We start from the raw sequence: 16,492 nt of genomic DNA, 5'->3' as shown, positions 1-16,492 counted from the left end.
ACCGCGCGGTACGCCCGGCGGCGGAGTTGTAATCCCGAGATATGAGATACACCGGAAACCAGGCCATGAAGGCCATAAATATCGACGATCTGCGCTGCCGCGCGCAGGCCCGACTGCCCGCTGTCGTGTTCGATTATCTGGATGGCGCTGCCGAAGACGAGATCACGCTTCGGGCCAACCGGCAGGCTTTCGAGCGCATTCATCTGCAGCCCCGCATTCTTTCGGGTGGGGATGTTGATCTGACGACGAAGATTTTCGGCCAGCGCTATTCCACCCCCTTACTGATCGGCCCCACCGGATTGAACGGGCTTTACTGGCCGCAAGGGGATGTGCATCTGGCGCGTGCGGCGGATGAGGCAGGGATTGGTTTCGCGCTGTCCACGGCGTCGAACACCTCCATGGAAGAGATCGCCAGACAGGGCTCCGCACCGCAGTGGTTTCAGCTTTACCCATGGGGTAAGCCCGATTTTTCAAAAGCACTGATCGATCGTGCCGCCGCCGCCGGATATTCCGCACTGATGATCACGGTGGATTCGCTGGTCGGCGGAAAGCGTGAGCGTGACCTGAGACATGGGTTCTCACATGAAATCAAAATGAGTGCTCCGATCCTTCTCGACGGTTTGATGCACCCGAGATGGCTGACGTCCGTATGGCTGGGTAAACACCGGCCCCGGTTCGAAAACCTGACGGCGTTTCTGGGGGAGGGGGCCAGCGACAAGGAGTTGGCGGACTTCACCCGCTCGCAGCGCAATCCGAATTTCTCATGGGACGATGTGCGACGTATCCGAAAACAGTGGAGCGGACCGCTTCTGATCAAAGGAGTGATGTGTGCCGCCGATGCCTTGCGGGCGCGCGATGAGGGGGTGGACGGTGTGGTGGTCTCAAACCACGGGGGACGCCAGCTTGACGGAGCGCCTGCGACGCTGTCGGTTCTCGAAGAGATCGCGGATCGGTTGGGCGATAGCGCGACCGTGTTGCTCGATGGCGGGATACGGCGGGGCAGCGATGTCGTGAAGGCGCTTGCGCTGGGAGCGCAGGGCGTTCTTCTGGGACGTGCTCCGCTTTACGGTCTGGCGGCTGGCGGGCATGTCGGGGTTGCGCGGGCGCTGTCGATTCTTGAGGAAGAAATACGCCGAACCATGATTTTTACCGGCTGTCGCAGGCCGCAGGACTTGGATCGCCGGGTGCTTGTGGGCTCTGAGATGCGGTGATGCCTACTGGTGGCCAGATGAAATGGCCGGGACGGATTTATCTGAGCCAAAACACTGGACGAACAAGGGGTTCGAATGTTGACTTCATCAACTTAGCTATCTAAGTTGATGGGGTGCTGCGAACAGATCGGGAGGATTTTATGGAGCAAATAAAAATGCGCGTCGACAAACGACGCGATTTAACGCCAAGCATCTCTGAATTCACTCTGGTGCCGGTCGAGGCCGTTGATTTGCCGGATTTTGCACCGGGGGCCCATATCACTCTGGAAACGCCTTCGGGAGCGATGCGCCGGTATTCCCTAGTAAACGATGGGGAAACACCCAAGGAATACGTGATCGCAGTCAAACGTGAGCCGCAGTCGCGCGGCGGATCGGCGTCCATGCACGAGGACGCACAGGAGGGAACCGAGCTCAATATCGAAGCGCCGGAGAACGATTTCCCACTGACCGATGTGCAGAAATACCTGCTGATCGCGGGCGGTATCGGCATTACGCCGATCTATGCCATGGCGCGCTACCTCGATAAAAAGGGCAAGGCGCTCAGGATCATTTATGTCAGTCGGAGCGCGGAAGAGTCCGCCTATCTGGACGAGTTGAACGCTGTTTTCGAAGGCCGGATCATCGTTCACCATGACAATGGCGATCTCGATCAGGTCTATGATTTCTGGGACGATCTGGTGACGCCCCGGGCCACGCATGTCTTCTGCTGCGGACCCAAACCCTTGATGGAAGAGATTAAGGCCGTGTCGGGTCACTGGCCCGAGGGACGTATCCATTTCGAGGACTTCAAACCCGTCGACGTCGTACGCGACGATGATGTGCCTTTTGAAGTCGAATTGAAGAAAAGCGGTGAAGTCGTGAAGGTTCCCGAGGACCGCTCGATTCTCGAAGCGCTGCGGGATGCCGGCTTTGCAACCTCCAGCTCCTGTGAGAGCGGCACCTGCGGCACCTGCAAGACCCGTCTTCTGAGTGGTGATGCCGATCATCGGGACATGGTTCTGATGGATGAGGAAAAAGACGATTATGTGATGATCTGCGTGTCGCGCGCCAAGTCGGGGAGGCTGGTTCTTGACCTCTGATCCCGTCCGTCTTGGCGTTGCTGGGCTGGGGCGTGCTTTCATGCTCATGGTGCCGACCTTCGATGCCGATCCGCGTGTCAAACTCGTGGCCGCTGCTGCCCCCCGCGAAGAAAGCCGTGCGGCTTTCGTCCGGGACTATGGCGGCGCGGCATATGAAACGGTCGATGAATTATGTGCCGACCCTTCGGTCGAGGCGATCTACATCGCCACACCGCATCAGATGCATATAGATCATGTGCTGGCTGCGGCGCAGGCGGGCAAACATATTCTGGTGGAAAAGCCTCTGGCCATCTCCATGGAGGATGCCGAGCGGATGGTGCGCGCCGCCGACGAGGCCGGTGTGCATCTGATCGTCGGTCCGAGCCATAGCTTTGATCCCCCCGTGGATCTGGCCGCGCGCCTGATCGAAAGCGGGGAGTTCGGTCAATTGCGGATGATTCAGGCGCTGAATTATACCGATTTTCTCTATCGCCCGCGTCGCCCCGAAGAGTTGCGCACCGAAGAAGGGGGCGGGGTCCTGTTCAGCCAGGCCATTCACCAGATCGACGTGGTGCGGCGGCTGGCCGGTGGCATGGCCAAAAACATCTACGCGATGACCGGCGCTTGGGATCCAAAACGTCCGACAGAGGGTGCGTTTACCGCCCTTATGAGTTTCGAGACGGGCTGTGTCGCCAATCTGACCTATTCCGGCTATGCGCATTTTGATAGCGACATCTGGATGAACGATGTCGGAGAATTGGGCCAGCCGAAAAAGACGGGGGCCTATGGCGGAGCCCGCCGTGCGCTCATGAACCTCAACCCCGATGACGAAGCCCGGCTCAAAGCTACACGGACCTTCGGCAGCGGGACGACGATCGAGGCATCGCATAACGAACATTTTGGTCCGGTCATCGCTTTGTGTGACCGTGCCGATCTCAAACTGACGCCGGACGGGATCGAAGTTTTCGGTGACACCGAGCGGCACTTCATCGAAGCCCCCTTTGGGCCCGCCCCCCGCCGAACCGTGCTCGACGCTGTGGTCGATGCGGTGCGCAAGGGCACGGCGCCGGATCAAACCGGCGCATGGGGGCTCGCAAGCCTTGAGGTTTGCCACGCAATCCTGACATCCGCCGCTGCCGGCCAACCGGTCGACTTGCAGTATCAGTGCAGAACGAAACACGAGGAACCGACAGAATGACCAATCTCAAGCTATCTCTGGCCATGGGCAATTACGACAGGACGCGGGCCATCGTGGATGGCCGGGTGCAGATCGACGGCGTCGATCCCATTCCGATGCTATTGTCGCCGGAGGAAATGTTCTTTCGCGCCTTCCGGCACGAGGCCTTCGATATCAGTGAAATTTCGCTGTCGTCCTATTCCATCTCGGTCGCGCGGGGGAACCCGCATTATGTGGCGATCCCGGTCTTTCTGAGCCGGGCGTTCCGGCATACTTCGGTCTATATCCGCACGGACAAAGGCATCGAGAAGCCCGAGGACCTGAAGGGCAAGCGCATCGGGATCGCTGAATATCAGCTCTCAGCCAACGTCTGGGTGCGTGGCATCCTGGAAGAGGATTACGGCGTCAAACCCTCCGATATCACTTGGGTGCGCGGCGGCATGGACACGCCCGGACGGCCTGAAAAGATCAAGGTGCAACTGCCCGACGATATCACCATGGTCGATGCCCCCGAAGGGGCCACGCTCAACAGCATGCTGGAAGCGGGCGAGATCGACGGGTTTATCGGTCCGCGCTGGCCGCGCTGTTTCTCCGAAGGTCATCCGCATGTCGGGCGGCTGTTCGCGGACAGCATCACGACGGCCGAAGATTATTTTAAACGAACGAAGATTTTCCCGATCATGCATGTGTTGGGTGTGCGTCGCAGTCTCGCCGAAGAATATCCGTTCCTGCCCGCGGCCTTGCTCAAGGCCTTTACCCAATCGAAACGATTGGCCGAAGAGGCCCTGTCGGACACCTCGGCGACCAAGGTCACCATGCCCTTTGTCGAGGACAACCTGAACCGGGTGCATGCGCTGATGGGCAAAGACCCCTGGAGCTATGGGGTTGCTGACAACGCTCATGTACTCGACCGTTTCCTAGACTATCATGCCAGCCAGGGTCTGTCGCCGCGTCGCGTCAAGATCGAGGAACTGTTCCATCCGTCCACGTTGGAAGCCTACAGCCTTTGAGGGGATAGTCGAAATGGAAGAATATAAACCCGGCGATATCGTCGAAATCGAGACGGACGATGGGCTGGCCTATGTGCAGGTCACCCATGCGCACCCAAGCTATCCGCCTGTCGTGAAATTCCTGAACGGGCCGTATCAAAAGCGGCCCGATAACGTCGCTAGCCTTTTTTCCGGCAAAGAGGAAGAGTCCATTGCAATGGTGCCGCTTGCCGGTGTGCTGAAAAAGCTCAATCTGCCGCATAGCAAGATCGGAGAGGCCGAGATTCCTTATGGCGAACGCAAATTCCCGATGTTCCGCATGCCTGTGCGCGGCAAGCAGGGCGAGATTATCTATTGGTGGTTCTGGGACGGGCAGGGGCTGAGTTATTCTTCCGAGCTTGATGAAGCGCAAAAGAAAATGCCGCTGCGTGAGGTGATGGCTTCGGATCGTTTCCTGCAAAAAATATGTGAAGGGGCCCGCTGATCAACAGCGGCATGTCGGAGGCATTCCCATGATAGCGGTTTTCGGGGGGCTTCTGGCCGTATTCGGAGCTTTTTGTTATGCGTTGAGTTCTGTTGCCATCGTCAAGAGTGCTCAATCCGCCCGGGGACGCGGCAACGATGTGTTCCTGTCCATTGTCACGACCGCCACGGTCTCCGGGGGGCTCTGGCTTTTGATCGGCCCGCCGCTGCCCGAATATGGGTCGGCGGTCTTTCTCGGCGTGGGCTATTTTGTCCTCGCCGGGCTTTTGGGAAATGTTTTGGGGCGACTGACGCTTTTTCGGTCGGTGGAACTAGCGGGAGCGATCGAAACCGGGCTGATCCGCAGACTCATTCCGGTTTTCGCCGCCGTTTTGGCCTTTTTCTTTCTTGGAGAGGTGATGACCCCGGCGATCATGGTCGCCTTTCTTCTGGTCACCACGGGCGTGGTCGTGATGATGACAAGCCCGTCGCGCCGTTCGGGTCTTCCCGGCGTCATTTCAGAGCGTCCCGCTGCGGAGCGGCAAAAGGGGCGTTTGCTGGCTCTTGGATCGGCTGGGGGCTACGGCAGTTCTCTGGTCGCGCGCAAGATGGCCATGCAATACTTGCCCGATCCGCTCGCCGGAGTGTTCGTTGGCGCATTGACTGGATTGTTCTGGTTTGGTGCGTCTGCGATTTTGCGTTACAGCCCTCAGACACAGCTTCGCGCCCTGCTGGAGAAACCGAGCGGCTGGCAGCTTTTGGCTGCCGTGGCGATGAGCACGGGGCAGATCACGTTGTTTTTTGCCTTGATGTTGGCCGATGTGACCGTGGTCGCGCTTATCTCGTCTGTCGAAATGTTCTTTGCCGTCTGGTTTGCGGCTTATGTCTTCAAAACCGAAAACCGCCCCGGACGCAGGTTCTACCTGTCCTCTGCGATGGCCGGGACAGGGGTGATCCTGCTGGCCCTCGCTCCGGTTCTGTCATGATCTCGGTTTCCCGAGCGCTGCTCAGGTGGCGGTCGAGAGAGTTTTGATGATTTTGTCCAGCGAAGCGAAAAGCTGGAGCAATTCGCCCTCGTCGAAATTTTCGGAGGCGAGTCTGGCGGCGACTTTGGCCGAGGACATGGCCTCGTCGATTTTCTTATGCCCCTCTTCCGATAGGCTGACGATGATCATGCGCCTGTCCTGTTTATGACGTTCGCGGCGGATGAGGTTTCTCTGTGCGAGCTCGTCAAGGACACGCGTCGATGAGGCTTTTTCGATGCCGAGCTGTGCGGAGAGTTCCGATTGGCTGAGGCGTCCTTCTTCTTTCAGTGTCCTGAGATGGATGTATTGCGCCATGCTCAGATCAGAATCGATCAAACGCTTTTGCAACAGCTTGCCATAGAGATGATTGGCGAGGCGAAGGGACGCGCCCAGCCCGCGTTTTTGCGAGGGGGATTCACCTATGACATTGTTATTCATCATTATTTTAGGCCCTTAAATTCTTGACGAAACCTAAAGCATTCCATATAGTAAGACAATCTTACTATGTTAACAGTAAGATTTGCTTACTATAACGGAGGAGAGTGTATGCCTGAAAAACTGTTGTGTGCCTCATCGGATATCAGCGAGACTACTGCGAAAATCTGTGAGCTCGAAGGTGTGGAGATCGGTGTGATCCGTCACAAAGGAACGGTCGTGGCCTATCGCAACGTCTGCCCTCACCAGGGTGGGCCGGTGTGCGAAGGGCTCAAGATGCCCAAGGTCTGTGTCGAATTCGACGAAGAGCGTCGCCCGCTCAAGCAAAGCTTCGATACGGACGAAATGCATTTCGTGTGCCCCTGGCACGGTTGGGAATTCAAGATCGAAACCGGCGAGGCCCTGGGCGACCCGAAAATTCGTCTCAATCGCTACAAGGTGATTGAGCGGGATGAAAACATCTATGTCGAAGTTTGAAAAAATGACCCCGCAAACCAATACGCTGGACGCCTCTGTCGATGATGTGCTTCGTGCTTTGCGTGCGCCTGATGGCGATGGGCTCAGCCTTACACAAATGCAATCCCTTCTGGCTGGGTTGATCCGCGTTTATGCCGGTCTGCGCGAAAGCGACAAGGATCTGGCAGCTTTCCCGAACGACAGCGATGTCTCGGCGACCGAAGTGGCCATTGCCACCACCGGCCTGCTCGAAGCGGCCGATATGGCGGCGTTCGAACTGGGCATGTGGCAAACGCTGAAAAATTAAGGACAGGGAGCGATACCTCAAATGTCACTGACACCTAACGCACTGAACTATAGCTCTGACAACGATCCTGCGATCAAGGAATTCAACACGACGAAGCTGTTGAAAAATGCTCGCAAACAGGCGGAAGAGCGCAATTACAAAGACTTCTTCATTTGTGATGTGGACAGCCACCATTACGAAACCGAGGCCCTGCCCGAAATCCTCCAGTACATGGATGATCCGGTCATGCGGCATCTCGGTTTGTCGGCGGGCAATGTCGGGCGTGCCAGCCTTATTCCTCAGGCCATCGGATCGCAGGACATGGCCGGGCGCGTGACGCGCTATGCCGGGCGCAACAAGGAAAAAGTGCCCGAAAGTCCGCATCGCGACATCACCCTGACCCGTCGCTGGATGGATGCCATGGGGGTGGATGTGGCTTGCCTTTTCCCGACGCCGATGCTGTTGCTGGCGACCCATCCGCAGCCGGAGGTCGAGGTCAACATGGCCCGCGCCTATAACAGATGGCTCTGCGAGCGCATTCTGGAAGAGGACAAACGCATCTGTTCGATGGTCTACCTTCCGATGAACGAGCCGCATGAAGCCGAGAAGATGATCGACGAATTCGCTGAACGCAAGGGCGTCGTCGGCTTCCTATCTACCGGCTATCTGAAACGGCCTGTGCATGACAATGCCAACATGCGCATCTTTGCTAAGCTGGAAGAGCACGGCAAACCTCTCGGCTTCCATGCAGCCTATCACTGGGCGGATTCGTCGCTGGCGCAGTTGAACAAATTCATCTCGGTGCACGCGCTCGGATTCAGCTTCTGCAACATGATCCACATGACGAACTGGGTGCTGAACGGGATGCCGGAACGCTTCCCGAAACTGAAAACCCTCTGGATCGAAAGCGGGTTGGCCTGGGTGCCGTTCCTGATGCAGCGTCTGGACAACGAATACATGATGCGCACCTCTGACGCGCCGCTTTTGAAGAAAAAGCCCAGCGACTACATGCGCGAGATGTTCTATTCGTCGCAGCCGATGGAGCTTGTCGACAACCGGGAGGCGCTGGAAGTGACGTTCAAGATGATGAACGCCGAGTCGCAGTTGCTCTATTCGTCGGACTATCCGCATTGGGACATGGATCTTCCGAGCACGATCTACGATCTCCCGTTCCTGAAGGAACAGGCCAAGCGGGATATTCTGGGCGGTAACGCTCTGAAGCTCTTCAATATCGAGCCGACGATGTCGGACTGGAAACTCGAAGCGCGCAAAAAAGGCTGACACCAGGCGATGCGACCGGTTTCGTGCCGGTCGCAATCTATGAGCGCTAGATGAAGCGCGACCCCTATTGCCTCCGAAGGTAGGGGGAGTTCTATCTCGGCCAGTATTCTTTTCTGGAAGACTGCTAAAGGGGTTTTCTAACCAAGGTATTTTCCGGGCGTATTGTTGAGTTGTTTCAGCTCATGGTCTGGCATCCGTGTGATGTCTCGCTTGGGCCTATAGCTCACCCAGTCGATCAATAACAATAATTGGTGAAGCAGACCCGAAAATGTAATATACTTAACGGGTCTGTTCCTTCGCACGTCACACCTTTGTCTACTCGGATAAAGATCGTGCAGCCCGGCATAGACTTTTCGGTCTCTGCAAAGCTGGTTGCTGACCTTGGATTGATCGCTCTCAAAGCCCCAACAGTTTCGGTAGGTCAGCCATATCGGTTAGCCGTCGCGCACCGAAGAGGTCGTCTGGTTTCAATGCCGTCTTTGGGACATAGGCAAAACAAGTCATAGCAGCATTGAAAGCCGCTTCAAATCCGCTCACGCTGTCCTCGACTACCACGCAGTTTTCCGGCGCAACGCCATTCATTTTGGCCGCATGTAAAAACACATCAGGCGCGGGTTTGCTGGCGCCGACATCATAAGCTGAATACATTTTTCCTTCAAACCAGGAAAGCAGCCCTGTCTGTTCCAGCGTGACATGCATCTTTGCCAGGAGCCCATTGGAGGCAACGCAGAGCGGTATGCCAGCCGACGAAATCAACGCCACCGCCTCACGGGCACCCGGGATCGGCGTGACGTCTGTCCTAAGAGCGTCGAGAACTCTGTTGTAGAAATCCTGCGGCCATTTCTCTGGAAGGCGCAATCCCCTGTCACTCACGTAACGTTCGACATCATGTCTGCTCTTACCGACGAACAGATTGCAGCATTCGACGAGTGACAGGCGTGCGCCAGTCGAAAGCAAGTAAGTATGCAGGACGCGATTGAAGGTCGGCTCAGAGTCGACGAGCACACCATCACAGTCGAAGATCACGAGTTTGGGAGTAAGTTGAGAAACTGGCAATGTCGGGCCCCCGTCCTCTTTGTTTGGGAGTAATCGTCCGAAACGGCTTGGAGGATTTCACGTCATGTATTGGCATTGCGCCCGGCATCAACCCTTCTAACGCTCAGTCATGTGTTGTCGCGAAACCAGAATAGATGAACACGCCTCGTTTGTCCCGTGCAGTCATCCGAATTGGGTAGAACTTACAAGCGTCACATATCGATGAGCGCCTTATGGAAGAGGAGGTCGCGGGAATTCGGACCAGCGTTTAAGGTGGGTCGCATGATGAAAGAGACGATCCACGATGGCAAAGAGAAAAACCACTCGCTTGATTTCAATGAGCTACTCCCCATCTCTTGGACAGAATTTGGCGAGATCTGGATGCTTGATCAGCTTGCGTTGTCGCGAACGTCGGTCATCGGCTTTCAACTGAGCAGCAGCGCCATAGTAACCCGCGTATTTCGGCAGGCTCTCGTCGACAAAATAGTTCCGCTTTAATTCACGGTAGGGCGTCGCTTTCGAGCGCTTCAACACACGCGCCATCTCACGGACAGGAACTTTAGCACTCAGCCAGCGCTCGATTTTACGCCGTTCTTCGATGTTCAATTGCTTGTAGGAGCCAGACATGGCACAATCTCCTAATTAGATAACCCATTGATTTATAATAGGAGTCGCAGTTCAAAGTAGCGCGCCCCTAGCTAAATTTTAGTGGCCTGTAAGGTTTATTATGTATATTATATGTGGCGATTTGTATGACATTTCGAGACTGGTATTCCCTGAGGTGGCGGCTTTGCCTATGCTGGGCGCGGATTTGCAGCGTTGAAGAGTTTTCGCGATGAGTGATTTACCTTTCGTCAATCGAACCGACGACCTGTCTGATGTGTTGAGCCTGTTGCATGGGCACTGGGACAAACCCTTTTGCTTGTTCCTCGAGGCGGCATCGGGCATCGGCAAAAGCCGCTTCATGGACGAGGTCGCCCAGCGACACGAGGGCCGCGATCTAGTACGCGTGCGCATTCGCCGCTCGCGCGGGTCGCGCCTGGAGGACGGGGTGTTCCTGACCCAGATCGCCGCCGCCCTGCAAAAGGCCGCCGAAACCGGGGCCAAGATCCTCAGCATCGAGGAGTTCAACAAGAACCTAAAGGCCTATCTGACCGACGAACACCTGGGGCTTGAGGTCGCCAACGAGCTGTTGAAGGAACTGGACGTGCCTCTGGTACGCCAGATCAAGGGCTTCTTGGAACGCCGCTTCAGCCTGGGTGAGTTCAAGCCCGAAGAGCTGTTGGACATGAACGGACAGGCCGCGGTGACCTATCTGAAACGCTATGTGCGCGCGGTGGTGGAACACCATCCAGTCGGGTTGATCCTGGAGAACATCCATCTGATCGACGAGGCGACGTTGGGGTTTCTGGTCGAAGATGTGACCTGGCGCAAGGACAGCATGGTGTTGTGTGAGATCACCCAGATCGAGGCGCAGAGCCCTTTCGTGACCTGGAGCCTGGGTGAACTGGTCGAGGAGTTCGACCGCGCAGGCTTTACCTGCAAGGCGCGGATGTTGTTGCCTCTGACCTATACTCATTACGCCGAGGTTGCGCGCAACATGGGCGTCACCAAGGACCAGCGCCTGTCGCAGGTCTATCACCAGGATGGCGGCGATCTGCGCGGGATCCACAACCTAGCGAAGGTGGTGCGCTCCGGTGCCGGGCTGAATGCCACGCAGGTTTCGGACGGCGACAGTTATGCGCAACTGTTCAAGACGATGAGTCGCGATGAACGCTTTCTGGCTGTGACCCTGCATCTGCATGACGGGGCGGCACCGGCGGCTCTCCTGGACCATTTCATGGACAGGCTGGCGGGTCAGGGGCTGGACCCCGACCAGTTGCGCGTAGCGCGCATGGAGCTGGCGTTGAACGAGATGATCACCCTGGGTGGCGGTCAGGTGGCCTTTGCCCATGATGGGTTGGCCCGCGCTATGGAAGACCTGGCGCCCCCTGCGATGGTCCAGATTGCGCGCAAGACCTGGATCGACGTTTATGGCGATCAGGCCGAGACCGACGATCAGTGGCTGTTCCAACTGCGCCTGGCGATCGAACATTGCGAGGAACATACCCTGCACCGCGCCCTGTCGAGGCTTGAGGCGATCGGCGACAACAGTCATTTCCGTGACCGCATCGTGGCGGTGTTGGAGGCCGCCGCGACCCTGTTCGGCCAGCAGATTGCCGAGGGCGCGCGGGATCTAGGCCTGTCGGGCCTGCGCAAGGTCGCTGGCCTGTTGTTTGAACTGGAAGCCTATGCTTCGGTGGCACTTCTGCTGGATCGGTTGGAGCTGTCGGGCGAGATGGATCGCCTGGCGCGGACGGCGGTCGCCGGGCGGCTGGATCAGGTCGATGAAACCCTTGCGCTGACCGCACCCGAACAGTTGGCGGGCTGTCGCGATCACACCGGGTTCGCGGTGGTGCGGCTAGCCGCGCTGGCTTCGATTCACCAACGTGATGCGGCGCTGGCGCTCTATCGCCAGGTCGTCGCCCGACCGGAAACCCCGCGCAGCCCCTATTTCCCCTATCTGCTGCGCAATGCCGATATCTTCCTGTCCTATGGCGACAGCCTGGCGCCCTTACGCCAGAGCGCCGAGCTGTTCGCGGCGCGTGGGCAGATGCGTGAGGCAGCCCATTCGCGCAATGCCCTGGGCATGCAGTTGGGCCGATTGGGGCGGCTGGACGAGGCCTCTGCCGAACTGGCCCAGGCCGAACAGATGATGACCGGCCAGGCCACAGGCCATGCGCAGATGCTGAACAATCGCGGGGTGATCCAGTTGTCGGCGGGCCAGCATGGCGAGGGCACGCGCATACTCTTCCTGCTGGCCCGCGACGGCGCGCAGGATCCGTTCGACCGGATCGTGCTGGCGCAGAACCTAGCGGTGGTCGGGGCGCTGACCGGTGATCCCGACACCGAGGCCCTGTTCGCTGCGGCCGAGCGTCTGCTGACTCATCATGCCCTGTCGAACCAGGGGCTGTGGCGCAGTCTCCACTGGAACTGGTCCCGGTGGGCCTCGGCTGCGGGCGATGCGCCCACGGCCGAGGCGCGCATGGAAAAGGCGCGCGGGATCGACATGATCCACACGGACCTTTGGCAGGCACGGCTGTTCGGCACCACCTTGCCAGACGGTGATTCCACCTTTCTGGCTGGGCAGCCTTTTCATTATTCGTTCCTGTCGAAGTGGCATTTCCCACTGGACCTGAACCGGGCTTCTTGCTCTACCGCGAACCCGTGACCTGTCGCCCCTGTGCGTGGTCGTCAAGTCGCCAAGGATATCAGGGTACGCCACATGTCGGGATACTCCACCCCCAGCGACGCCATGGATTGGGCGAAACTGGCCGTCGGGCCAAGGTGCACGTCCGGGGTCAGCTCGATCAAGCGGAACCCGTCGCGCGTCATGCGACCGTCGATGCGCATGTAGTCGACCTTTTCGAAACTGTCGAACAAGCGCCGGCAGGCGCGGAGCAGCGCGGGGTCAAGGGCATGGGTGATCGGGGTGTTTTCCGTCGGGCGGGTCAAGGTCTTTTTGACCTCCATCGACCAGATCCCGCGCGCCAGGTCAAACCCCTCGACATCCAACCGCACGGCGGCCAACTGCGCGCTGTCGCCATCCGCGCCCATCAGGCAGATCGAGACCTCGTCGCCTTCCAAGAATTCTTCGATCAGCACCGGGCAGGCCAGGGCCTCTTGCAGGGTGGCGACTTGGCGCGCAGCCTCCTCCCACCCTGGGCAGAAGGCCCGTTGGTCAATGCCGATCGAACCGCCCTCGGCCAGGGGTTTGACCACGAAGGGCGAGGTCAGGCGCGGGTCGGGTTCAAACGGTCTGCCGGGATCGACAACCTGCCCCGCCGGCCCGGCAATGCCATGGCGCCAAGCATAGCTTTTTGCCAGGTCCTTGTCCTGGCAGACGATCGCGCTGTAGGCGTCCGCTCCGACATAGCGCAGCCCCAGCCCCTCGCAGGTCGATGGCACCAGCGTGCGCCGCGTGCGCGTGCGCGTGCCTGACCACAGGCTGATAACGACCGCGTCCTCGCGCAACAGCGCGGGTGCCTGAGCGGCCAGCGCCCCTGGGCTGTCCAGGTGGGTGACGCGAAAGCCTGCGTCGGTGAGGCCGCCGACCACCGCTTTCAGGTACGTGGCTTCGGTGAATTCAAGCGTGCGATTGGCAAAGCTGGCGTCGTGCTGGGTTACCGTGTCGGCGACCAGACAAACATGCGAGGTGCTGGGGTCAGTTGTCATGGGAGAAGTCTCCGATCAATTTGGGGGTCAGGGAGGTGAGGTCGAGGGGAGCGAAGGCCACGCCGTGGGTGAACACTCCGGCATTGGTGGTGACAAAAGCCTTGCCCATCAGGCTGGCGCAGATCAGGTGACGGCGCACGAACCCGGCGCTATGCGGGTTGACCAGGCCGGGTGCCAAGCCGTTTGCGCCCAGCTCATCCGCATCAGCAAAGCGCAGGCGCCGGGTGCCCAGGGCGGCCTTGACGTTGCGCGAATGCAACCGCCGGTCGCCGGGCAGATGCACCCCGACCAGCCCGTCCGGGGTGCTGAGTACAATGGTCTTCAGCTCGTTACCCAAGAGCACGCCACGCGCGCGCGCGGCATCGTCGCAGGTGACGACCGGGGCGTGGTGAAATATCCGCAGGAAACGGAAGCCGGGCCAGCGGGACGGCACATCGGCGGGCAGGCTGGGCTGCAGCCTGGCCAGGCGTGCAAGGGTGGCATTTCCGCCAAGATTGAGGGGTTTGTTCATCGGGCCTCTTCTTTTCTGCTTGCGTTGATCCCTCTGTTCATAGAAAACGCCACCCATGCCTGTACGGGCGTGTGAACCACGTCCCACACCGCCGCATGCACATGAATGGCGGCGAACAGGGGTATGCGACGGCAAATAAGGGGCCAGACCGGCAGGCAAAGTCGCGCACAGGCGCCACCCGGTGGCTCTTCCCTAACCGTCCCGAACTGCACCAAACCGCCCCGCGCTAAGGTTAATTCTTGACGGAACACCTCGACTTGGGCGAGAACTTGCCCTCATAGGACGCACAAGGGTGTCTGGGGTGATAAGAGGGTATAAATTTTGAAACAGTCACCGAAATGGCTTTCGGATGACCCTGACGATTATCTGCATCCCCAGCACCTGGCCCCCGCGCATTTTATCCCGCCCGATTGGCAGGACGACTATGGCCGCTGGCGGCATTGCTATCTGCCCGGGGTGCGTGAAGAGGTTGCCGGGTGCTTTACCGCTATCAACTGCGCGCTGTTCATAGACATGATCAAGCCGCTGGTCGATCTGGCTGCGCGTCTGGTGCCGGATGAGGTCAAGAGCCAGGTCGCGCCGAACAACCCGGCGGATTGGACCATGCTGCCCGAGCCGCAGATCCGTCGCATCTGGCGCAACGAACGCACACTGTTTTCCAACGCCTTTCTGTTGCTGACCTGTTTGCAGATTGCCGTGTTCATCAAGGCAGGCAAGGTTTCGGGCCTGACCCTGTCCGCTGAACATGAGGTCGAAGGCCTCGATCAGCAGTCGATGGACCAGATCGAGGCAAAGTTGCGCGAGCTGGATATCGAGCACAACCAGACCCTGACCCATGGGCTGAGCCTGCACCTGTCAGTTTTCGAAACCGCGCTGCCCCGGCCCGAGCTGTGGACCCGAATTGCCGACGATCCTGCGCTTCTGTTGTCGTATAAACGGACAACGAACCAACCTCTGGCACAAGTGGCGAAGATGTTCGAGGGGTTGAAGAAGGGAAAACTGGTCAGTCTGTTGACCGCTTGGCATATTACCAAATGGTTGCGAGATACCCTACCGGACGAGCCGCCGGTTAGCTGGTGTTACTGTCACAAGCAATCGCCACGGCGTGCTGCCGTGGAAAAGGAAAGTGTGCCCTATTGCGGCCGCGAGACTGTCTTCGGCACGATCCCGACCTTGGGCCCCTGACGGAGGCACAGTGCCCTTGGACGGGGTAACCGCTCAAAAAGCTGGGAAGAGGTGGCAGTGCTTTAAATCTCGGGCCTTGCCTCTCAACTCCTCGACCGCTTGGTCAATGGCGGTCCGTTTGGCTGCCATCCTAGCGGTTTCCAGCTGCGCCAGAAACGGTTTGGCGGCAAGCATGATGATCAGGATAGGGACTATGAAGGGTTTCGGTTGGGCCTGGCGGGTCTTGAGAGTTTCTTGCCGTACGGGCAGGTCACGGCGCCACGCCTTAGTCGACGGCTTCCGTGTAAACCGAGACGGCGGCGGTAAAGCGCTGCACCTTCCTGGGGGGTAGTTTCAAGTTCGACAGGATCATGCGCAGTTTCTCAAACGGCAAGCGCCGGTAATCGGCCACGGTGACGACGTCGGGGTGATTGTGCGCAACCCGGACGGCGATGCGTTGCAGTTCGGGTTCTTCGACCAGGCTGGGCATGTGGAACTGGGCCGCCGGGTCAACGTTGTCGGTATCGAAGGTAAAAGCTCCGTGTACACTCATTCCAGCTTCATCCTTACCCAGAATACATCTTCGGCCTTTGTCCATTTGAAGGGGCACACGCCGTTGCCAGTCACGCGACACAATGCGTCTTTGTCGTCTGACGTTTCATCTCTCTTCAGTACCCGTGAACCGGGCGTCATCTGTCGTGCAGTCTAGCGCATGTGGGCATGCGGTCAACTCCCTGCTCCCCATTCGCAGGGATGGGGAGCAGCCCACACAAATCAGGGACTTATCGTATGCGAAAACTGGTTTAATTTCAATCTTGAAGCCACCCGGGGTTGTGCCATCTTCGATGGCATTACTGGCGGATAGTCTTTTGAAGATGTCGTTTTCTGCCATATTCGGCTCGGCCTTGGCCATTGTGTTGCTGGGCCTCTACGCTTGGCCGCTGGTCTGATGATTCTGGAAATCAAGATAGCGTGCCGGTGGGGAACGCAGCTGTTCCCCTTGGGGCCGATGTCTGTTCTGAGGCTTTGGCCAAGGCCTTCGAGTCGGGCTACAAGAATGTCCTGACGCTGGTTGGCGGTCTGGTCACGGCCCTTGTGGTGGCCTAGCTGGCGGTGGCAAAAGCGGC

17 protein-coding genes and 1 pseudogene are annotated in these 16,492 nt (G+C 58.5%); 12 read left to right on the top strand and 6 right to left on the bottom strand.

The genetic code is table 11. The features are described 5' to 3' along the window. Positions 1 to 65: 65 nt before the first annotated feature. From BLT54_RS19040 to BLT54_RS19015, 6 genes are all read left to right on the top strand, one after another. A complete protein-coding gene (locus BLT54_RS19040; protein ID WP_074646869.1) occupies positions 66 to 1,211 on the top strand; it encodes an alpha-hydroxy acid oxidase in 1,146 nt (381 codons plus the stop codon). A 155-nt stretch (positions 1,212 to 1,366) separates the two neighbouring features. Further along, complete coding sequence (locus tag BLT54_RS19035; protein WP_226946245.1) at positions 1,367 to 2,290, top strand: PDR/VanB family oxidoreductase; 924 nt, start codon at positions 1,367 to 1,369, stop codon at positions 2,288 to 2,290. Further along, positions 2,280 to 3,467 (top strand): Gfo/Idh/MocA family protein, encoded by a 1,188-nt coding sequence (locus BLT54_RS19030; RefSeq protein WP_074646865.1) that lies wholly within the window; start codon positions 2,280 to 2,282, stop codon positions 3,465 to 3,467. Before BLT54_RS19035 ends, BLT54_RS19030 begins: the two co-directional genes overlap by 11 nt. Further along, positions 3,464 to 4,456 carry an ABC transporter substrate-binding protein gene (locus BLT54_RS19025; protein ID WP_176832922.1) on the top strand — a complete coding sequence of 331 codons (993 nt, stop codon included), beginning with the start codon at positions 3,464 to 3,466 and terminating at the stop codon, positions 4,454 to 4,456. Before BLT54_RS19030 ends, BLT54_RS19025 begins: the two co-directional genes overlap by 4 nt. Positions 4,457 to 4,469: 13 nt before the next feature. Then, positions 4,470 to 4,919 (top strand): hypothetical protein, encoded by a 450-nt coding sequence (locus BLT54_RS19020; RefSeq protein WP_074646863.1) that lies wholly within the window; start codon positions 4,470 to 4,472, stop codon positions 4,917 to 4,919. 28 nt (positions 4,920 to 4,947) lie between these two features. Next, positions 4,948 to 5,883, top strand: a complete 936-nt coding sequence (locus BLT54_RS19015) for a DMT family transporter (protein WP_074646861.1) — start codon at positions 4,948 to 4,950, stop codon at positions 5,881 to 5,883. 21 nt (positions 5,884 to 5,904) lie between these two features. On the opposite strand, the gene BLT54_RS19010 is transcribed toward BLT54_RS19015, so the two are convergent. Beyond that, positions 5,905 to 6,363, bottom strand: coding sequence for a MarR family winged helix-turn-helix transcriptional regulator (locus BLT54_RS19010; RefSeq protein WP_226946246.1), 459 nt, complete (start codon positions 6,361 to 6,363; stop codon positions 5,905 to 5,907). Between the two features lie 105 nt (positions 6,364 to 6,468). Here BLT54_RS19010 and BLT54_RS19005 point away from each other — a divergent pair, with 105 nt between their 5' ends. Genes BLT54_RS19005 through BLT54_RS18995 form a run of 3 tightly spaced genes read left to right on the top strand, consistent with a single transcriptional unit; the run spans position 6,469 to position 8,380 of the window. After that, positions 6,469 to 6,834, top strand: a complete 366-nt coding sequence (locus BLT54_RS19005) for a Rieske (2Fe-2S) protein (protein ID WP_074646859.1) — start codon at positions 6,469 to 6,471, stop codon at positions 6,832 to 6,834. After that, positions 6,821 to 7,120, top strand: coding sequence for a hypothetical protein (locus BLT54_RS19000; RefSeq protein WP_074646857.1), 300 nt, complete (start codon positions 6,821 to 6,823; stop codon positions 7,118 to 7,120). The genes BLT54_RS19005 and BLT54_RS19000 overlap by 14 nt, the downstream gene beginning before the upstream one ends. Before the next feature lie 21 nt (positions 7,121 to 7,141). Next, positions 7,142 to 8,380, top strand: a complete 1,239-nt coding sequence (locus BLT54_RS18995) for an amidohydrolase family protein (protein ID WP_074646855.1) — start codon at positions 7,142 to 7,144, stop codon at positions 8,378 to 8,380. A gap of 396 nt (positions 8,381 to 8,776) precedes the next feature. Here the strand turns inward: BLT54_RS18995 and BLT54_RS18990 are convergent, their stop codons facing one another. Both BLT54_RS18990 and BLT54_RS18985 read right to left on the bottom strand, forming a co-directional pair. Then, positions 8,777 to 9,436, bottom strand: coding sequence for an HAD family hydrolase (locus BLT54_RS18990; RefSeq protein ID WP_074646853.1), 660 nt, complete (start codon positions 9,434 to 9,436; stop codon positions 8,777 to 8,779). Between the two features lie 345 nt (positions 9,437 to 9,781). Then, a pseudogene (locus tag BLT54_RS18985) lies at positions 9,782 to 10,042 on the bottom strand (helix-turn-helix domain-containing protein); the annotation flags it as partial. A 208-nt stretch (positions 10,043 to 10,250) separates the two neighbouring features. On the opposite strand from BLT54_RS18985, the gene BLT54_RS18980 reads away from it, so the two are divergent. Further along, complete coding sequence (locus tag BLT54_RS18980; RefSeq protein ID WP_074646849.1) at positions 10,251 to 12,686, top strand: tetratricopeptide repeat protein; 2,436 nt, start codon at positions 10,251 to 10,253, stop codon at positions 12,684 to 12,686. Between the two features lie 23 nt (positions 12,687 to 12,709). On the opposite strand, the gene BLT54_RS18975 is transcribed toward BLT54_RS18980, so the two are convergent. Next, on the bottom strand, positions 12,710 to 13,690 hold the full coding sequence (locus BLT54_RS18975; protein WP_074646847.1) for a D-alanine--D-alanine ligase family protein: 981 nt from the start codon (positions 13,688 to 13,690) through the stop codon (positions 12,710 to 12,712). After that, entirely contained in the window at positions 13,680 to 14,201 is a 522-nt protein-coding gene (locus tag BLT54_RS18970) for an aminoacyl-tRNA deacylase (RefSeq protein WP_074646845.1), read from the bottom strand. The genes BLT54_RS18975 and BLT54_RS18970 overlap by 11 nt, the downstream gene beginning before the upstream one ends. Before the next feature lie 321 nt (positions 14,202 to 14,522). On the opposite strand from BLT54_RS18970, the gene BLT54_RS18965 reads away from it, so the two are divergent. Then, complete coding sequence (locus tag BLT54_RS18965) at positions 14,523 to 15,386, top strand: hypothetical protein (protein WP_074646843.1); 864 nt, start codon at positions 14,523 to 14,525, stop codon at positions 15,384 to 15,386. A gap of 265 nt (positions 15,387 to 15,651) precedes the next feature. Here BLT54_RS18965 and BLT54_RS18960 read toward each other — a convergent pair whose 3' ends face one another. Continuing rightward, the gene (locus BLT54_RS18960; RefSeq protein ID WP_074646841.1) at positions 15,652 to 15,918 is read right to left on the bottom strand and encodes a hypothetical protein; all 267 of its coding nucleotides are present in this window, start codon (positions 15,916 to 15,918) and stop codon (positions 15,652 to 15,654) included. Between the two features lie 425 nt (positions 15,919 to 16,343). On the opposite strand from BLT54_RS18960, the gene BLT54_RS23055 reads away from it, so the two are divergent. Further along, positions 16,344 to 16,472: a hypothetical protein gene (locus BLT54_RS23055; protein WP_281241912.1), complete on the top strand. Its 129-nt coding sequence runs from the start codon at positions 16,344 to 16,346 to the stop codon at positions 16,470 to 16,472. The last annotated feature ends 20 nt before the right edge of the window (positions 16,473 to 16,492 follow it).

Origin of the sequence: Celeribacter baekdonensis (assembly GCF_900102315.1) — a bacterium.
Lineage (GTDB): Bacteria > Pseudomonadota > Alphaproteobacteria > Rhodobacterales > Rhodobacteraceae > Celeribacter > Celeribacter baekdonensis.
Note: the sequence above shows the minus strand (reverse complement) of the source record. Positions and strands in the feature narration are given on the sequence as shown.

Bases quoted from the DNA above. Each gene is read 5' to 3' on its own strand.
- BLT54_RS19040 (WP_074646869.1), top strand. From the start codon at position 66: ATGAAGGCCATAAATATCGACGATCTGCGCTGCCGCGCGCAGGCCCGA.
- BLT54_RS19035 (WP_226946245.1), top strand. From the start codon at position 1,367: ATGCGCGTCGACAAACGACGCGATTTAACGCCAAGCATCTCTGAATTC.
- BLT54_RS19025 (WP_176832922.1), top strand. From the start codon at position 3,464: ATGACCAATCTCAAGCTATCTCTGGCCATGGGCAATTACGACAGGACG.
- BLT54_RS19020 (WP_074646863.1), top strand. From the start codon at position 4,470: ATGGAAGAATATAAACCCGGCGATATCGTCGAAATCGAGACGGACGAT.
- BLT54_RS19015 (WP_074646861.1), top strand. From the start codon at position 4,948: ATGATAGCGGTTTTCGGGGGGCTTCTGGCCGTATTCGGAGCTTTTTGT.
- BLT54_RS19010 (WP_226946246.1), bottom strand. From the start codon at position 6,363: ATGATGAATAACAATGTCATAGGTGAATCCCCCTCGCAAAAACGCGGG.
- BLT54_RS19005 (WP_074646859.1), top strand. From the start codon at position 6,469: ATGCCTGAAAAACTGTTGTGTGCCTCATCGGATATCAGCGAGACTACT.
- BLT54_RS19000 (WP_074646857.1), top strand. From the start codon at position 6,821: ATGTCGAAGTTTGAAAAAATGACCCCGCAAACCAATACGCTGGACGCC.
- BLT54_RS18995 (WP_074646855.1), top strand. From the start codon at position 7,142: ATGTCACTGACACCTAACGCACTGAACTATAGCTCTGACAACGATCCT.
- BLT54_RS18980 (WP_074646849.1), top strand. From the start codon at position 10,251: ATGAGTGATTTACCTTTCGTCAATCGAACCGACGACCTGTCTGATGTG.
- BLT54_RS18975 (WP_074646847.1), bottom strand. From the start codon at position 13,690: ATGACAACTGACCCCAGCACCTCGCATGTTTGTCTGGTCGCCGACACG.
- BLT54_RS18970 (WP_074646845.1), bottom strand. From the start codon at position 14,201: ATGAACAAACCCCTCAATCTTGGCGGAAATGCCACCCTTGCACGCCTG.
- BLT54_RS18960 (WP_074646841.1), bottom strand. From the start codon at position 15,918: ATGAGTGTACACGGAGCTTTTACCTTCGATACCGACAACGTTGACCCG.